Below are 15,413 nucleotides of genomic sequence, written 5' to 3' on the forward strand. Positions count from 1 at the left end.
TATGATGTAGGTAGATTTTACTAAGTTAATTAATTCAGCAATCCAACTTCATCAGGATTATCACCATGTTTGACCGTCAGAACAATTTAGCCAAAACCGACCCCCAGTTGTGGGAAGCCATCCAGAAGGAAAATAAGCGCCAAGAAGACCATATTGAGCTTATTGCCTCTGAAAACTATGCCTCACCAGCAGTAATGCAGGCGCAAGGCTCTCAGCTGACCAATAAGTATGCTGAAGGCTATCCAGGCAAGCGTTATTACGGCGGCTGTGAATTTGTAGACGTTGCTGAGCAACTGGCCATTGATCGCGTTAAGGCGTTATATGGTGCTGAGGCAGCCAATGTACAACCGCATTGTGGTGCATCTGCGAACCAAGCCGTGTTCTTGGCATTTTTAAAGCCGGGCGACACTTTTATGGGTATGAGTCTGGCTGAAGGTGGTCATTTAACTCACGGCATGGCACTTAACATGAGCGGTAAGTGGTTTAACCCAATTTCCTATGGCCTCGATAAAAATGAAGCAATTGATTATGAGCAAATGGAGCGTTTAGCTCGCGAGCACAAACCCAAATTGATTATTGCTGGCGCATCTGCATACTCTCTCGTGATCGACTGGGAGCGCATTGGTAAGTTAGCTAAAGAAGTGGGCGCTATTTTTATGGTGGATATGGCGCACTATTCTGGCCTGATTGCTGCCGGTGTTTATCCAAACCCAGTGCCACACGCAGACATCGTGACTTCTACTACACACAAGAGCTTACGTGGCCCACGTGGCGGTATCATCTTGATGAAGGCGGAGCATGAGAAGGCGATTAACTCTGCGGTATTCCCAGGCTTACAGGGCGGCCCTTTGATGCATGTGATCGCCGCTAAAGCAACTGCATTTAAAGAAGCGCAAGAACCAGGCTTTATCAATTATCAAAAGCAAGTGATAGCTAATGCCAAAGCATTAGCTGAGACATTAATCGCACGCGGTCTTCGCATCGTTTCTGGCGGTACAGATTCACATGTGATGTTGGTGGACTTACGCGCTAAGAAGATGACTGGTAAAGAAGCTGAGCGAGTTTTGGGTGATGCGCACATTACTTGTAATAAGAATGGCATTCCAAATGATCCAGAAAAACCAATGGTGACAAGCGGTATTCGCTTGGGTTCACCAGCAATGACAACCCGCGGCTTTAAGGAAGCTGAAGCAAGGCAAGTGGGTAACTTCATTGCGGATGTTTTAGATAACCCCAATGACGAAGCAAACATTGCTAAAGTGCGCGCGCAAGTAGCTGAGCTCACCAAACGTTTCCCTGTATACGGTTAACCTGAAGCACTAAAGAAAAGAGTCTACATTGCGCTGCCCTTTTTGCCATAACGACGATACCCAGGTTCTTGATACCCGGGTATCAGACGAAGGCGATACCATTCGCAGGCGTCGCCGTTGTGCCAAGTGTGACAAGCGCTTTACAACCTATGAGCGCGTTGAGCTAGCCCTGCCAGCCATTGTGAAAAAGAATGGTAGCCGGGTTGAGTACAGTCATGAAAAGTTAGTGGGCTCTATCAAGCTGGCCCTGCGAAAACGTCCAGTGTCATCAGACTCCGTAGATGAATCGATTGCTCGGATTGAAGAGAAGTTACTCAGTCTTGGTGAAAAAGAAATCCCCAGTGAGCGCGTAGGTGAGCTTGTTATGCGGGAACTTAAGCGCTTAGATAAGGTTGCCTATATTCGCTTTGCTTCGGTCTACAGAAGTTTTGCAGATATCGAGTCTTTTGAGAGCGCACTCAAAGAGTTGAAGTAGGTTTTTGGCTTGCACCTAGCCGATATCGTGATGGCTAAAAGATTTGTTCAACTATTTTTGGCATAAATGAAGATAAAAATAAAAGATTTACCGAAATTTGATGTCATTGATTATTTAAAAACAGAAAAAGATATTGCGGGATATCTCTCGGCTGTATTAGAAGATAGAGACCCCGCCTTATTTGTTGCTGCTATTGGCGATATTGCTAGAGCAAAAGTAATTAAACTTTGATCGACTTTGCCTTTTCAGCGCACATCATCTGAATTACCCCATCAATATCAGTTGGTTTTTTCCAGCCTAATACCTTGATTGCTTTTTCGGGGTTGCCAACGCTAGAAGCAATTTCATTGGGACGAAAGAAGCTCGGTTCAATCTCAACGTATTTTTGCCAATCTAAATCAAAATATTCAAAAGACTTAGCAACAAAATATTTCAGAGATTCTTTTCTACCAGTGGCAATAACAAAGTCATCTGGTGTCTCGAGTTGCATCATGAGCCACATCGCCTCAACATACTCCGGTGCCCAGCCCCAGTCACGTGAGATATCCAAGTTACCCAATTGCAGTTTGTCGAGTTGACCCGCTTTAATCTTGGCGGCACTGGTAATGATCTTTTGGGTCACAAAACGCTCAGGGCGTAAGGGTGACTCATGGTTGAACAAGATTCCAGTGCACGCGTGCAGACCATAGGATTCGCGATAGCTATTAATTAGCCACTTAGCAGTAGATTTAGCCACAGCATAAGGGCTGCGCGGTGCAAATGGAGTTTGTTCATTAGCAGGAGTATCGCCAGTATCACCGAAGCACTCGCTTGAGCCAGCATTGTAAAAACGTACTGGTTTATTCAGAAGGCGAATCACCTCCAAAATATTGAGCGTACCAATGGCAATGCTCTCAATCGCTTCAACTGGTTGATCAAATGAGAGGCCGACTGAGGTTTGGCCTGCCAGGTTATAAATCTCATCCGGATCAGCCTGCTGGATTGCATTAAATACGCTTCGAAAGTCATTAATCGAAACAGAAATTAAGTTGACTTGATTGCGGATATCAAGAGTATTGAGATTATTAAAAGAAGAGGCCATCACATCGCGCGATGAGCCCGTTACCGCATATCCTTTGGATAAGAGGTGCCTTGCTAAGTAAGCACCATCTTGCCCAGTAATGCCGATGATTAGTGCTTTTTTGACTGTCAATTTACTTGAGTACTGCAAAGATAGAAGCGGTGATGTTATCTACGCTACCGGTGCCATTTACCTTGCAATAAGCAGGCGCTTTTACTTTATCAGCAGAATTGGCTTGCGCAGCCCAGGAGGAATAGTACTCAACCAATGGACGGGTTTGATCGTTGTATACCTGGAGACGTTTACGAACTGTTTCTTCTTTATCGTCATCGCGCTGAATTAAATCATCGCCAGTGACATCATCTTTACCTGCTACTTTTGGTGGGTTGAACTTAATGTGATAAGTACGGCCTGAAGCGGGGTGAACGCGACGTCCGCTCATACGATCGATGATGGCATCAAATGGCACGTCGATTTCTAAAACGAAGTCGATTGGCACACCAGCATCTTTCATGGCTTGTGCTTGTGGAATGGTTCTTGGGAAACCGTCAAATAAATAACCCTTGCTGCAATCGGGCTGAGTTAAGCGATCTTTGACCAGGCCAATGATGATGTCATCTGATACTAAGCCGCCAGAATCCATAATTTTTTTGGCAGCAATGCCTAGCTCTGTTCCTGCTTTGACAGCGGCGCGCAACATGTCGCCAGTGGAGATTTGCGGAATGGCAAATTTTTCACAAATAAACTGAGCTTGAGTGCCTTTACCAGCACCTGGTGCTCCGAGCAGGATTAACCGCATTATTTTCCCCTTACAAGATCTGTCATTGTCCCGTGTTTTGTCGGGATCCTTTATCTCTGATAACTAGGATTATCCCCGAGAAACCCTCGAAAGATGGAGGTTGAACTTTAGCTGCTTCCCTAAGGCTCAAGTAGCCGTCTAACCCGCTCTAGGTCGTCTGGAGTGTCTACACCTGCCGGAGGCGCCTCTGTGGCAGTGTGGACCGCAATCTTGTAGCCATTCCAGAGGGCGCGCAGTTGCTCTAAGGCTTCTGCTTGTTCTGGGGGTGCAGGCTCTAAGCGGGTGTAGGCCTGTAAAAACTCAGCTCGATAGGCATAAATACCCAAATGGCGTAAGTGCACTATTTTCTGAGTACTCTGTGAGTCTCTCACAAATGGAATCGGCGCTCTTGAAAAATACAAGGCCTCACCAGCATGATTAAGAACAACCTTGACCACATTGGGATTATTGATTTCAGATGCATCGCTAATGGGTACTGCAATAGTCGAGATAGCGCATTGGACATTGTTAGCCAAAGCTTGGGCAACTTGATTAATGAGTTCTGGTGGAATAAGTGGCTCATCACCTTGTACGTTTACAACCAAGGCATTGGCTGGTAGTTTAAGTAACTGGGCTACCTCAGCTAAGCGATCAGTGCCAGTAGGATGATCAGCACTCGTCAGTAAGCACTCAATCCGGTGCTCACGACAGGCTGCCTCAATCTCAGCAGAATCGGTTGCCACTACTACGCTTTGTGCAAGTGATTGCTGGGCGCGCTCTGCCACTCGAACCACCATGGGTTTGCCGCCAATATCAGCCAGTGGTTTGCGTGGCAATCTGGTGGAGCCCAGTCTTGCGGGTATGACTACCAAGAATTCTGGAGTTTTATAGGCGCTCATGCAAAAAAAGATTGAATCAATTATTTAGAGAACTTCATCGGCGCTAAGGGCGCGAGCTTCATCTACTAACATGACAGGCACATCATCGCGAATAGGGTAAGCCAAGCGGTCAGCTTTACAAATGAGTTCGCTCTTGGCGGCATCGAGATGCAAAGGGCTTTTGCATAGAGGGCAAACCAAAATTTCCAATAAACGTTTATCCATGATTTTCTAAAGTATTAAAAGTAAAAGCTTGGTGCAATAGGGTTTGCTCAGTTTAGCGCTTTAATGAATTTAACTTAGAAGAAGGTTTTATAAGTTATAGCGATTGGGGTCAGGTCGTTGCAAAATCGATTGCATCCAGTCTACCAAGTTATCTGGCAGATTCAGGTTCATTGGCACTACCCAAATACGCTGATCAGTAATAGCGGAGCACTTCACGGCATCTTTTTCGGTAATGAGGATGCATTGACCCTGGATGTCATTAAAAAACTCCGGGGTATAGCTTGCGTGATCTGGTAATGGGATCCATTTGCCAGCAATACCTTGTTTTTGGAGAGCATTAAAAAAACGTTTTGGGTTCCCAAGTGCAGCTACTGCGCTAATTTGGTTTGGCAAAAACTGCTCTGCAATTTGTGCAAGCGTTTGAGTATTAGCTAAATTATTGAGTTGATATGGGATCCCCAAAGTGCCTAGCAAAGTAAATGCGCGTCGACCCACAAAATATTCTTCCAATAAACCACTCTTATTGCTCCCGGCAGACTCGGTAAATAAAGTGGCATCACGTCCACGATCGGCAGATTCACGAAGGGGGCCGGCTGGTAATAAAAAACCATTGCCTTCACCACGACTATCTCGTACTACCAATTCAATATCGCGGCCACCTTCTCGTGCAGGCCAGCGCGACAGTCCGCTATGTTGCAAGCCATCGTCGCTAATGATGACGTTGACATCAGGCGAGTGCTTGAGTAGTGCCTTGATACTTTGCCGGCGTTTTGGAAATACCCAAATCGGAAATTGATCATGAGTACGTTTTGCAATCAGAACGGGCTCATCACCCACTTGCATCGGATCTGAATCGCTACGCACTTGAGTGGGAGATATTTGTCTAGAACCATAGCCTCTGCTGATAATTCCAGGTCTCCATCCTAGTTGCGCTAGTTGCTGCGCAATTGCAATCACAATAGGCGTCTTACCGGTGCCACCCACCCGAATATTGCCGACGATGATGATGGGAACTGGCGAAGCTTGATGATTGCCTATGCCTAAGTCGTAAATGAGTTTGCGAATTCGCAAGACCAAACCGTACACCCAGGATAGTGGCCAGAGCAATAGAGCAGTAGGCCCTCGTCTTTCCCAAAATCGGGGTGCTTTACGAAAAAAAGAAAGTGCCATAAAAGTATTGTTCTCGAGACTTACTTTTTGGTTTGGCTGCTAAAAACAATATTGGATAGATTAGCATCACGCGCCGCTTCAAGAGCACTCATTACGGCTTGATGCGGCGCCTTTGCATCCGCATCAATATTGATTTGAATATTGCTGATGCCATCTTTTACAGTAGCGCCTTGATTACTCAGTTGTATTAATGCGTTAGTCAATTGACTACGATCAGTGACCTTACCATTGATCGCAAAGCGACCGTCACGACTGACTGCAATGTGTACTTGCTTATTATCTGCCGCACTCTCACTTCCGTTAGCAGTAGGCAGGGTAATGGCCAATTCTTGATAACGGGTAAAGGTGGTGGAGATCATCAAAAAGATCAGCACTACCAATAAAACGTCAATAAAGGGAATGAGATTGATTTCTGGTTCGGCAGAAGCGGGAGCGGTTCCGAGAGAAAAACTTCTCTTAGATGGTGAGTGCAAACTTAACCAGCTCATTGAGGTGAAGCAGGATAGAGTTTTTTAAATAGCTGGCGCGTGAATTCTTCGCACTCACGTTGACGCTGGTTCGCAATAGCTTTTAATCCACGCCATGCTGCAAGTGCTGGAATAGCAATGAGCAATCCAAAGGCAGTGTTGTAGAGCGCAACCGAGATTCCATGAGCCAATTGTTGTGGGCTACCAGCGCCACTGATGGCGCCTTGACTACCAAAGATTTCGATCATGCCAACGACAGTGCCAAATAAACCCAATAAGGGGGCGATGGTGGCGATCGTTGCCAGAATCCCAAGGTAGCGATCCAATTTGAACCAAGTCATCTGGGCTACTGCTTGGAGCTCTTCTAGGGCTGCTTCAGAACTGCTGCCATTGAGCTTCTCTTTTAATACGCAGCTTAATAAGGGACTTGCTGGAGAGAAATTGGCTAGATCACTAATCTGCGCATCAGAGGGCTTATTTTCTTTAAGCAATTGATTGCAAAGACTAAAAGCGGTTTCTAGGCAGCCTTTAGGGAAAATATGGATTTGGCGCAAATACCAGCTACGTTCTAAAACAATAGCTAAGCCAATAATCGAAATAATCAAAAGAGGCCAAATAGGCCAGCCAGCAGATAGTAAGATTGAGTACATAAGCTCAATACTTTAGCTGAATTAAGAAGCCTGTTTCAGAAAGCTAGCCTGTGGATAACTCTGTGCAAAACTTTTTAGAGATGGCGCTCTAAGTCCTTGATTGATGGTGCAACGGGTAGGAATTGGCCTAAAAGCATCGGGTTGAAGCCAAAAAATTAGCTATATAAATCAATGACTTATTTTTTAGCTGTTGGATTAATGAGACGTTTTGGGTCAGTAATTGCTTACTTTTAACTACTAGACCTAGGGTGTATATGCTTCTGTGGATATTTATTGCCGTCTAGACCAAGCGGCGCTGTGAATAAAGAGAAAAAATGCCTGAAATATCAAGGGAAATTCTGAGTGTTGGCGATCTAAACCGCGCCATTGCTGCTTCTTTAGAGGATCGATTCGATACCGTTTGGGTTGGCGGGGAGATTTCCAACTTCAAGGCTTATGACAGCGGGCACTGGTATTTCTCACTTAAGGATGAGGAAGGGCAGATTCGCTGCGTCATGTTCCGCGGTCGCAATGGTCAAGTTGGCTTTATGCCGCAGTCAGGCGATTTAGTGGAAGTGAGCGCCAGTTTGGGTTTGTATGTGCCTAGAGGCGACATACAGCTGACTATTCAAACGCTGCGTCGTGCTGGTATGGGCGGCCTGTATGAAGCCTTTTTAAAACTCAAAGCCAAATTAGCCAAAGAAGGTTTATTTGATGAAGACCGTAAACGGGATATTCCAACACATCCCAGATCGATTGGCATCATCACTTCACCGCAAGCTGCAGCATTAAAAGATGTTCTTTCAACTTTAGCAAGACGCGCACCACATATTCCGATTGTGATTTATCCAACACTAGTGCAAGGACCTGATGCACCTGGCGGAATGATTGCAGCACTGAAGGCTGCAGAAAAAGAAAATGCCGTTGATGTCATTTTGTTGGTGCGCGGTGGAGGCAGCATTGAAGACCTATGGGCCTTTAACGATGAGCAACTTGCTTATGCCATTGCCAGCTCAAAGATTCCGGTAGTGAGCGGCGTTGGGCATGAGACTGATTTCACAATTGCAGATTTTGTAGCGGATCTGCGGGCGCCAACCCCAACCGGCGCGGCAGAGTTAGCAGCCCCACGTAAAGATCAGCTATTGCAAGAGTTAGATGCAATTAAGCAAGCGTTACTCCAGCGCGTGAATCAACGGGTAGAGCGTGAAGCACAAACACTAGATCAGTTGGCGCTAAGACTAGGTCATGCATTGCCTAACCCCGATCGCATGCGTGAACAAATCACCAATTGGCAACTGCGCTTAAATCAAGCGTGGTCAGTACGCATGGAAAACTGGAAACGCAATCAATCTCATTACCAATCGCAATTGGAGATGCTCAATCCCCAAAGAACACTCGAGCGAGGTTATGCAGTAATCCTGAGTAAAGATAAGGAGAAATTGCAGGCAGTACGCAAGCCCAGTGAGCTTAATACCGAGCAGGGCTATCAGGTGCAATTAGCAGAAGGCCGGGCAGAGGTGACGTTTTCAGAAGTCTTACGTGAGCCGTAATTTTTAAAATACGGCTCAGTATTTGAGCCGTATATGCTAAAATACGGCTCATGAGTACCCCACTTACCCCAAAATCGAGCTTAAAAGCCATTTGGCAGCATCCTGATTGGCCCAATTTGAAGATACAAGGTCTTGGGGTGCAGGGCGCCCTATTGCGTGCTCGCAAAAAACAGGGGGAGGTGATTGGCCAGGCAAATGCCATTGGATTGCAAGGCGCACAAGATCTGATTCAAAGTAGGTACATTCAAGAAATTATTGCGACTTCAGCAATTGAAGGGGAGAAGTTAAATCTCGATTCTGTGAGGTCTTCCGTATTTCGTAAGCTGGGGGTTGCGTTGGCGAACGATCTTGCGCCCTTGGATAAAAAAGTAGATGGTCTGGTGGATATATTGCAAGATGCATTAGAGAGTCGTGGGCACGACTTAAGTGTGGAAAAACTTTTTCAATGGCATCAAGCACTGTTCCCCGGAAAAATAAATGCTAGATCACGTATTAAGGTCGGCAACTTCCGGGATCATGAAGACCCGATGCAAATTATTAGTGGCAGACAAGGCAAAGAGGTTGTCCATTTTACTGCCCCACCATCATCAAGCGTTGCAGGTGAGATTGCGGTATTTTTAGATTGGTTTAATCAAACTCGCCCTAATCGCCTTGCAGATGCACCCTCAAAAAAACTGGGCACTCAGATAGATGGTCTTGCGCGTGCAGCTATTGCACATTTATGGTTTGAAACAATTCATCCGTTTGAGGATGGGAATGGAAGGTTAGGTAGGGCAATCGTAGAGATGGCTATGGCTCAAGATGCGCAGTCTGGAGAAAAGCTATATAGCCTTTCTGAGCAGATGATGGCTAATCGCTCAAGTTATTACGATGCCTTAAATGCTGCACAGCATGGAAATCTAGATATCTCCGAATGGGTGATTTGGTTTGCGCATACTTGTGAGCTTGCTTGTGAGGTCTCGTGCGAGGTGATGAAAAAAGCCATTGATAGATCGCATTATTGGGCTCAGTATTCTCACGTACGGCTAAATGATAGGCAAAAGAAAGTCATCCACAGATTGCTAGATGAGGGTGATGGCGGTTTCTTGGGCGGATTAAATGCAGAAAAGTATATGAAGATCACTGCAAGCTCAAAGGCTACTGCTACAAGAGACTTATCTGATTTACTTGAAAGCAAGATGTTGTTTTCAGTGGGCCAAGGTAAGGCTTTGCGCTATTACATCCATGTTGCCAGTTGGACTCATGGTCTTGAGTGAGCAATAGCAATTTTTCTCCACTGCTCAAGTGTTGATTAGAAAATATTGGGCTCAATCTCTAAGCTCACACCAAACTCTTTGCGCACTTTGTCTTGAATACATTTAGCAAGACCTAAGATATCTTGCGCAGTGCCATTGCCATGGTTTACTAAAACAAGTGCTTGGTTTTCATAGACTCCAACATTACCCATGCGCTGACCTTTAAAGCCGCATTGGTCAATCAGCCAGCCAGCAGCGAGCTTACGTTTACCAGGGACATCCGGATAAGACACTAAGGCTGCATATTTTTTTAGGAGCGTTTCATATTGCTCATTGGGAATAACGGGGTTGTGAAAGAAACTACCGGCATTACCAATCACCTTAGGGTCAGGTAATTTATGAGTACGTATTTTGCATACCGCTAGAAAGATATCTTCCGCGCTTGGATTGCTATTGCCTTCAAACTGTTTTGCTAAATCTGCGTAATGAATCTTCGCTCGCCAGGACTTAGGTATTTTAAAGACGACCTTTGTCACGATAAAGCGTTGGGGATGTTGTTTGAAGTAGCTATCGCGATAGGAAAATTGGCATGCATCTTTACTCAGAGTGACAAAGGCTTGCTTTTCTATATCAAACGCTTCAATGTGATCAATGTAGTCAGCAAGCTCAACACCATATGCTCCGATATTCTGAATCGGCGCAGCGCCAACTGTCCCTGGAATGAGAGCTAGATTTTCTAGGCCAGGTAAATTATTTTCTAAAGTCCAAGCAACAAACTCATGCCAGTTCACTCCGCCACCCACTGCAATCACAGTGGCATTTTGGTCAGAAGCAATAATTTCTTGACCGGTGATATTCATTAGCAATGTGGCGCCAGGTAAAACTTTGGGCAAAATCACATTGCTACCACCCCCTAATACTCGCCATGGCAGATTTTGTTCATTAATTTGCTTCATTACCATCGCAATTTGCTCTGGGGCGGTAACTTCAAAAGCGATATCGGCTACAGCATCTAGACCAAAGGTATTGCGGCCCTTCAGACCCAAATTGGGCAGCGATTTTGCTGGTGCGGGCACATTTGGGGCGGAGTTCATGCCACAATCTTATTCGAATGTCTGGCAAATCCGCAGATAATTGCCAAATTAGTAATGAAATTACCCATAGCTCATCGAAATAGAGAAGGAGTTAGAAATGCCCTCATTTGACGTAGTTTGCGAACCCGATATGGTGGAGCTTAAAAATGCCATCGAGCAGGCCAATAAAGAAATCAGCAATCGTTTTGACTTTAAGGGCTCTGATAGCCGTGTAGAGCAAAAAGATGAAACCTTGATTTTGTTTGGCGACGATGACTTTAAATTAGGCCAAGTACGGGATGTACTTTTTGGCAAGATGGCCAAGCGTAATGTGGATGTGCGCTATCTCAAAGATGACAAAAAAGAGACTATCGGCAGTGATAAGCGCAAGCAAACCATGAAGATTCAAAAGGGCATTACACAAGAGCTCGCCAAAAAAGTAGTGCGCATCATTAAAGACAGCAAGGTCAAAGTACAAGCTAGCATTCAAGGTGATGCCGTGCGTGTTACTGGTGGCAAGCGCGACGATTTACAAGAAACCATGGCTTTGCTGAAAAAAGAAGTAACAGAAGCGCCATTGGGCTTTAATAATTTCCGCGACTAAGAAGCGGCTTAGGCGCCATGAAAATACTTAAACCCATTCCTATATTTCAATCAGAGCTTGATGAGAGAAGGTTTTGGGAAATCAATGATGCTCCTGATGATGGTCCGCTGACAGCAAAACAAGTCTTGGCCTTACGTAATGATGTAGCCAAGCGCTTACCAAAAGGCAAACTGCTGGTACGAGACGTATTATTTACATGAGTCAGCCTCGGATACTGCCCGCCAGCAGCCCGCATGGCAATACGCCCAAGCTAGGCACTTTGCATGCAACGATTCTTCGCGCTGTTGAAGCGGCTTATCGTGCAGCATTAAGCCGATAGAGTAACGAAGCTAGATGATCTGGAGATATCCAAATCAACAATAATTTACGGATACCTATTAAATCTAAAGATTTATGACAAACAATGTACCGCTAATCTCTGTGATCAGCCAAGAAGCGATCGAACGCTTTTGTGATGCTTGCTGGCTAGAGGATGGGCTGGCACAAAACAGTCTGGCCGCATACCGCAGAGACCTGTTGCTGCTAGCGCAGTGGCTCTACAAAAATCATTCTTCTGATCTATATGCGGTGACAGAAAAAGATCTCACAGCATACATCGCGCATCGCCGTGCTGATAAAGCCACTACTGCTAATCGACGCTTAACTGTGTTCAAGCGTTTTTATCGCCATGCTCTGCGCATTAATTTAGTGAAGAGTGATCCGTGTATTGGACTACGCGCCGCTAAGCAAGCACTGCGCTTTCCGAAAACTTTAAGTGAAGATCAGGTGACTGCATTACTCAATGCTCCCGATATTGAGGCGCCCTTAGGATTGCGCGATCGCACGATGTTAGAACTCATGTACGCCAGTGGTTTGCGCGTCTCCGAAATCGTTTCCCTGAAAACCGTAGCACTCGGCTTAAATGAAGGCGTTGTGAGGGTGGTAAACGGTAAGGGTGGCAAAGAGCGTCTTGTTCCCTTTGGCGGTGAAGCGGGACAGTGGTTACGACGCTATCTGGCAGAAGCGAGAACGCCCTTACTAGAAGGAAAAACGTCTGATGCGGTTTTTGTAGGGCGCCACACTGGTACAGGATTAACTAGACAGGCTTTTTGGGCTTTGATTAAGCGCTATGCAATCCTTGCCGATATCCCGGTAGCTCTATCGCCTCACACCCTAAGACATGCATTTGCTACCCATTTACTCAATCATGGGGCCGATTTAAGGGTAGTGCAGCTCCTTTTGGGACATACTGACATCTCTACCACTCAGATCTATACCCACTTGGCTAGAGAGCGCCTTAAATCGATTCACCAGCAGCACCATCCCCGTGGCTCATGAGTGCAGATTCAAGCTGGCACTCAGTGATTGACGATAAGTGATTAAGATAGCGATATGACTTTTCATCCAAATGTATTGCTCATCCCTATCGCCTATCTTATAGGCTCTATTTCGTTTGCAGTGGTAGTGAGTAAATGCATGCGTTTGCCAGATCCTCATACCTATGGCTCTGGTAACCCCGGCGCCACGAATGTTCTGCGTACCGGTAATAAATTGGCTGCAGGACTTACCTTTCTTGGCGATGCACTAAAGGGTTATTTTGCAGTGATGTTGGCACGCATTATCTTGGGTGATCAATCCCTAACTTCGACGCTCAGCTCGTGGGTCTTATGTGGCGTTGTGATAGCTGTATTTCTAGGGCATCTCTTCCCCATCTTTCATGGCTTTAAAGGTGGCAAAGGTGTTGCTACTGCCTGTGGCATTTTATTTGGCGTTAATGTGATTTTGGGTATAGCCACTTTAAGCACTTGGATCATCGTGGCAGTATTTTTGCGCTACTCCTCTTTGGCGGCCTTAGCGGCAGCAGTCTTTGGGCCAATCTATTTTGTATTTTTGTTTGGCTTTCAGCCGATGGGTATTGCACTATTGGTAGTTTGTTTACTCCTCATTTGGCGCCATCGCAGCAATATTCGCAATCTCATAAATGGCACTGAGAGTCGCATTGGTTCTAAAAAAGATTCCAAACAGAAGGCACAGTAAAAACGATGACCATTGCTTATGCCTGCGTACTCTTGATGGGCTTATTTCCTTATGTGGCTGCTGGGATTGCCAAAAAAGGCTTTGAGAATTTTGATAACAGCATGCCAAGACAATGGCTTGCTGAGCAGACAGGATTTAGAGCCAGAGCTAATGCAGCCCAAGCCAATCTTTTTGAATCGCTACCCCTCTTTTTTGCAGCAGTGATTATCGCTAGCATGAACAATGCGCCGCAAGCTAGAGTCGACCTTCTTGCCATCGGCTTTGTATTAGCCCGCATTGCCTTTTTGGTTTGTTATCTTGCTAATTGGCCAACAACCAGAACGATTGTTTGGGTCCTGGGATTGATTTGTGTAGTGAGTATTTTTTTTTCAGATTTAACTAATTAATCACAATAAGCAAAATACGATTCAACAATACGAGACTACTAAGACACTATGCCAGCCAAAAAATTACCTATCAAAAAAGTGGCAACCAAGGTAGCAACCAAGGTAGTAACTAAAGTAGCTACTAAGGCTGCTACCAAGGTCGCCAATAAAAAAGGAGATGCTGGCACGCCTTTGTCAGTTGTTATTCGTCGCCGCATTGAAGCCCAAAAAGCGCGCTTTCATGCCAATGACAATATTGCTGCATTTATTAAGCCAGGTGAGCTGGAGGGCTTAGTTGATGAGGTTGCCCAAAAAATGCAGGCGGTGCTTGAGAGTTTGGTCATTGATACCAAGAGTGATCACAACACCAAAAATACTAGTCAGCGCGTAGCCAAGATGTTTGTAAAAGAAGTTTTTAATGGCCGCTACGTCGAGCAACCTACACTCACCAAGTTTCCCAATGTCAGTCGCCTCAATGAGCTCATGATTATTGGCCCCATTACTGTGAGAAGTGCTTGTTCTCATCACCTTTGTCCCATCATGGGGCGGGTTTGGATTGGGGTCTTGCCTAGCAAAGCATCAGCATTGATCGGCTTATCGAAGTACTCACGCTTAACTGAGTGGGTAATGTGTAGACCACAAATTCAGGAAGAGGCGGTAGTGGAGTTAGCCGATATGCTGGAGAAAAAAATTAAGCCAACAGGGGTAGCTATTGTGATGGAAGCAGATCACTTTTGTATGCAATGGCGTGGTGTAAAAGATCGCGACTCAAAAATGATCAATAGTGTGATGCGTGGCGCATTCTTAAAAGATCCTAATCTGCGTCGCGAGTTTTTATCACTACTAGAAAAACGTTGATTGATTATTCGGCATGCAAGTATTCAATCCGTTTGGCAAGGTAGATAAAGGTGCTTGCGCATCCTTATTGATTGGATTGCTATTGGGTGCATGCGGTGGATTTCCAACTACCCATCCTGACCCTAATAAAAGTAATTCTGCAAACTATCAGACTGACGTCAAGGATTGTGCACAAGCGTATCCAGAGACTCCAGACGGTGTTTATCTCAAAAGTCGCATCGCTTGCTTGCGATTAAAGGGTTGGAGATAGCCGCTAATCTGCCTGAGAACAATTCTCAACTATATTTCTATATAAATCATTGGCTTACGTGCTCCCTAGCAGTATCAATTTATCTCCACTATGATCGCTCTTAGTTTCTTAGAGGTGTGGATTACTTGCACATCATTCGCTTTTTATTTTTTGGAGAATCCATGAAAAATAGTCGTCGCCAATTTATGATTTTGTCCGCTGCTGGTGCTTGCACCTTGGCGTTGAACGGTAAAGTTCAAGCTCAAGCAATGGTTGCTGAAACTGATCCACAAGCTAAGGCTCTGCAGTATGTTGCAGTCTCTAAAGTTGCTGGTAAGTATTGCAATAATTGCGCTCTCTACCAGGGTAAAGCTGACTCTGCTGCGGGCGGTTGCTCTTTGTTTGCTGGTAAGCAAGTGGCTGCTAAAGGCCATTGCAGTGCTTGGGCCAAGAAGGCTTAATAGTAAAGACTAGCTAAGATAATTTGCATC

At 45.4% G+C, this 15,413-nt stretch carries 22 protein-coding genes; 14 read left to right on the plus strand and 8 right to left on the minus strand.

The window, feature by feature from the left end; all coding sequences use genetic code 11:
* Positions 1 to 65: 65 nt before the first annotated feature.
* From glyA to CBI31_RS10350, 3 genes are all read left to right on the plus strand, one after another.
* Positions 66 to 1,310: a serine hydroxymethyltransferase gene (gene glyA / locus CBI31_RS07985; RefSeq protein ID WP_088525823.1), complete on the plus strand. Its 1,245-nt coding sequence runs from the start codon at positions 66 to 68 to the stop codon at positions 1,308 to 1,310.
* Between the two features lie 28 nt (positions 1,311 to 1,338).
* A complete protein-coding gene (gene nrdR / locus CBI31_RS07990; protein WP_088525824.1) occupies positions 1,339 to 1,785 on the plus strand; it encodes a transcriptional regulator NrdR in 447 nt (148 codons plus the stop codon).
* Positions 1,786 to 1,851: 66 nt separating this feature from the next.
* Complete coding sequence (locus CBI31_RS10350) at positions 1,852 to 2,016, plus strand: helix-turn-helix domain-containing transcriptional regulator (protein WP_161491194.1); 165 nt, start codon at positions 1,852 to 1,854, stop codon at positions 2,014 to 2,016.
* Here CBI31_RS10350 and CBI31_RS07995 read toward each other — a convergent pair.
* The 7 genes from CBI31_RS07995 to CBI31_RS08025 form a co-directional block, all read right to left on the minus strand.
* The gene (locus tag CBI31_RS07995; RefSeq protein ID WP_088525906.1) at positions 2,006 to 2,977 is read right to left on the minus strand and encodes a GDP-mannose 4,6-dehydratase; all 972 of its coding nucleotides are present in this window, start codon (positions 2,975 to 2,977) and stop codon (positions 2,006 to 2,008) included. The two genes, CBI31_RS10350 and CBI31_RS07995, sit on opposite strands and share 11 nt — an antisense overlap.
* A 1-nt stretch (position 2,978) precedes the next feature.
* Positions 2,979 to 3,644 (minus strand): adenylate kinase, encoded by a 666-nt coding sequence (adk, locus tag CBI31_RS08000; RefSeq protein WP_088525825.1) that lies wholly within the window; start codon positions 3,642 to 3,644, stop codon positions 2,979 to 2,981.
* A gap of 119 nt (positions 3,645 to 3,763) precedes the next feature.
* On the minus strand, positions 3,764 to 4,522 hold the full coding sequence (gene kdsB / locus CBI31_RS08005) for a 3-deoxy-manno-octulosonate cytidylyltransferase (RefSeq protein WP_088525826.1): 759 nt from the start codon (positions 4,520 to 4,522) through the stop codon (positions 3,764 to 3,766).
* A 24-nt stretch (positions 4,523 to 4,546) separates the two neighbouring features.
* Complete coding sequence (locus CBI31_RS08010; protein WP_088525827.1) at positions 4,547 to 4,726, minus strand: Trm112 family protein; 180 nt, start codon at positions 4,724 to 4,726, stop codon at positions 4,547 to 4,549.
* An 87-nt stretch (positions 4,727 to 4,813) separates the two neighbouring features.
* Entirely contained in the window at positions 4,814 to 5,896 is a 1,083-nt protein-coding gene (gene lpxK / locus CBI31_RS08015) for a tetraacyldisaccharide 4'-kinase (protein ID WP_088525828.1), read from the minus strand.
* 20 nt (positions 5,897 to 5,916) lie between these two features.
* Positions 5,917 to 6,369 carry an ExbD/TolR family protein gene (locus CBI31_RS08020; RefSeq protein ID WP_338047335.1) on the minus strand — a complete coding sequence of 151 codons (453 nt, stop codon included), beginning with the start codon at positions 6,367 to 6,369 and terminating at the stop codon, positions 5,917 to 5,919.
* Between the two features lie 11 nt (positions 6,370 to 6,380).
* Positions 6,381 to 7,013, minus strand: a complete 633-nt coding sequence (locus CBI31_RS08025) for a MotA/TolQ/ExbB proton channel family protein (RefSeq protein ID WP_088525830.1) — start codon at positions 7,011 to 7,013, stop codon at positions 6,381 to 6,383.
* 314 nt (positions 7,014 to 7,327) lie between these two features.
* On the opposite strand from CBI31_RS08025, the gene xseA reads away from it, so the two are divergent.
* Positions 7,328 to 8,542 (plus strand): exodeoxyribonuclease VII large subunit, encoded by a 1,215-nt coding sequence (gene xseA / locus CBI31_RS08030; RefSeq protein WP_088525831.1) that lies wholly within the window; start codon positions 7,328 to 7,330, stop codon positions 8,540 to 8,542.
* 50 nt (positions 8,543 to 8,592) lie between these two features.
* Positions 8,593 to 9,798: a Fic family protein gene (locus tag CBI31_RS08035; RefSeq protein WP_088525832.1), complete on the plus strand. Its 1,206-nt coding sequence runs from the start codon at positions 8,593 to 8,595 to the stop codon at positions 9,796 to 9,798.
* Between the two features lie 35 nt (positions 9,799 to 9,833).
* On the opposite strand, the gene murB is transcribed toward CBI31_RS08035, so the two are convergent.
* Complete coding sequence (murB, locus tag CBI31_RS08040; RefSeq protein WP_088525833.1) at positions 9,834 to 10,871, minus strand: UDP-N-acetylmuramate dehydrogenase; 1,038 nt, start codon at positions 10,869 to 10,871, stop codon at positions 9,834 to 9,836.
* A 97-nt stretch (positions 10,872 to 10,968) separates the two neighbouring features.
* Here murB and CBI31_RS08045 point away from each other — a divergent pair, with 97 nt between their 5' ends.
* From CBI31_RS08045 to CBI31_RS08080, 9 genes are all read left to right on the plus strand, one after another.
* Positions 10,969 to 11,454 (plus strand): YajQ family cyclic di-GMP-binding protein, encoded by a 486-nt coding sequence (locus tag CBI31_RS08045; RefSeq protein WP_088525834.1) that lies wholly within the window; start codon positions 10,969 to 10,971, stop codon positions 11,452 to 11,454.
* Between the two features lie 17 nt (positions 11,455 to 11,471).
* Entirely contained in the window at positions 11,472 to 11,654 is a 183-nt protein-coding gene (locus CBI31_RS08050) for a hypothetical protein (RefSeq protein ID WP_088525835.1), read from the plus strand.
* Positions 11,651 to 11,773, plus strand: a complete 123-nt coding sequence (locus tag CBI31_RS10595; protein WP_276207130.1) for a hypothetical protein — start codon at positions 11,651 to 11,653, stop codon at positions 11,771 to 11,773. The genes CBI31_RS08050 and CBI31_RS10595 overlap by 4 nt, the downstream gene beginning before the upstream one ends.
* A 74-nt stretch (positions 11,774 to 11,847) precedes the next feature.
* Complete coding sequence (xerD, locus tag CBI31_RS08055) at positions 11,848 to 12,771, plus strand: site-specific tyrosine recombinase XerD (protein WP_088525836.1); 924 nt, start codon at positions 11,848 to 11,850, stop codon at positions 12,769 to 12,771.
* Positions 12,772 to 12,825: 54 nt separating this feature from the next.
* Positions 12,826 to 13,470 (plus strand): glycerol-3-phosphate 1-O-acyltransferase PlsY, encoded by a 645-nt coding sequence (gene plsY / locus CBI31_RS08060; RefSeq protein ID WP_088525837.1) that lies wholly within the window; start codon positions 12,826 to 12,828, stop codon positions 13,468 to 13,470.
* Positions 13,471 to 13,475: 5 nt separating this feature from the next.
* Complete coding sequence (locus tag CBI31_RS08065; RefSeq protein WP_088525838.1) at positions 13,476 to 13,856, plus strand: MAPEG family protein; 381 nt, start codon at positions 13,476 to 13,478, stop codon at positions 13,854 to 13,856.
* A gap of 48 nt (positions 13,857 to 13,904) precedes the next feature.
* Entirely contained in the window at positions 13,905 to 14,693 is a 789-nt protein-coding gene (gene folE / locus CBI31_RS08070) for a GTP cyclohydrolase I (RefSeq protein ID WP_088525839.1), read from the plus strand.
* Between the two features lie 13 nt (positions 14,694 to 14,706).
* Positions 14,707 to 14,943 carry a hypothetical protein gene (locus tag CBI31_RS08075; protein WP_088525840.1) on the plus strand — a complete coding sequence of 79 codons (237 nt, stop codon included), beginning with the start codon at positions 14,707 to 14,709 and terminating at the stop codon, positions 14,941 to 14,943.
* A 161-nt stretch (positions 14,944 to 15,104) separates the two neighbouring features.
* Positions 15,105 to 15,383 (plus strand): high-potential iron-sulfur protein, encoded by a 279-nt coding sequence (locus CBI31_RS08080; RefSeq protein ID WP_088525907.1) that lies wholly within the window; start codon positions 15,105 to 15,107, stop codon positions 15,381 to 15,383.
* The last annotated feature ends 30 nt before the right edge of the window (positions 15,384 to 15,413 follow it).

It is taken from the genome of Polynucleobacter campilacus, assembly GCF_002206625.1.
Taxonomy (GTDB): Bacteria; Pseudomonadota; Gammaproteobacteria; order Burkholderiales; family Burkholderiaceae; genus Polynucleobacter; species Polynucleobacter campilacus.